This is a genomic window from Streptomyces sp. NTH33 (assembly GCF_003236365.1).
GTDB lineage: Bacteria > Actinomycetota > Actinomycetes > Streptomycetales > Streptomycetaceae > Streptomyces.
Genome location: NZ_POTZ01000939.1, coordinates 1 through 1110, shown reverse-complemented (window position 1 = coordinate 1110; position 1110 = coordinate 1). Strand labels below are relative to the sequence as shown.

1 protein-coding gene is annotated in these 1110 nt (G+C 75.3%); it reads right to left on the bottom strand.

Annotated features, from left to right (window positions below):
- A partial coding sequence (locus C1I97_RS37665; RefSeq protein WP_146608447.1) for an ABC transporter permease occupies positions 1–1110 on the bottom strand: 1110 nt, incomplete at both ends.

Genomic DNA, 1110 nt, shown 5'->3' with positions numbered 1-1110 from the left:
GGACAGGGCTGCCGCGCCCGCCACCGCGGCCACGGCGAACAGCAGCAGGAGCAGAGGGGAGGGGCCCGCCGCGATACCGGTGCCGAGACCGCTCGAGCGGCCCTGGGCGTTGACCAGCCAGTGGGCGAGGGGGAGGCCGACGGCCGTGCCGGCCACCACGGCCGCCAGGGCCGTGCAACTGGTGGCCGTGACCGTGATCGCGGTGATCTGGCGGGGGGAGAGGCCGATGGCCTTCAGGGCCAGAAGATCCCGTTCGCCCTCGCGGATCGTGCCGCCGATCGCCGTCAGCAGCTCGATGAGGCCGATGAGGGCCAGCACGCAGATCAGCCCGGCGACGACCGCGCGCAGCGGGGACAGACCGTCGGCCGGGTTGGTCACGGCGTGCACGTCCAGGTGCCCGTCCCCCGCGGTGAGCAGGGACTTCGCGACCGAGTCGCGGTCCGCGTCCGGGGACAGACGGAGCTGGTACAGCGTGGGGCGCAGGCCCGGGTCGTTCTCGCGCAGGGTGTCCAGGGACGTCGAGATGACCCGGCCGGCGTTCTCCGGCTCGATGCTGCGGCCCACGATGTGCAGGATCTGCGGCTGGTCGCCCACCGTCATCCGGACCCAGTCGCCCACCCGCACGTCGAGCAGGTCCAGCAGGCCCTGACCGGCCACCGCCTCGTCGGGGCCGTCGGCGCGGCGGCCCTCGGCCAGGGCGTACGGGTAGGGGTCCTCGTGGGTGCCCAGGCCCCGCAGGGCGATCGTGGCCGTCTGGCCGGGGACGAGCGCGGCCACCTCCACCCCGGGGTAGACGGCGGCGACCCCCCGCTCGCGCGCCAGCAGCGCCCGCGTGTCCTCGTCGTTCAGGCCGCTGTCCGCGCGGACGGTCAGCGCGGTCGGCAGCCCCAGCTCCTCCGGCCTGCTGTGGAAGCGGTCGATCGTCGTCCACGCGCTCATCGCCACCACGATCAGCAGCAGCGGCAGAGCCAGCCGTCCCACCGTGGCCAGGGTGCGCACACGGCGGGTGAGCACGTTGTGCCAGCCCAGCACCAGCGCGGGCGGCAGCCCCAGCCCCAGGGCCCGGCGGGCCACCCCCATGAGCCGGCCGGCCGGCTCATGGGGGTGGCC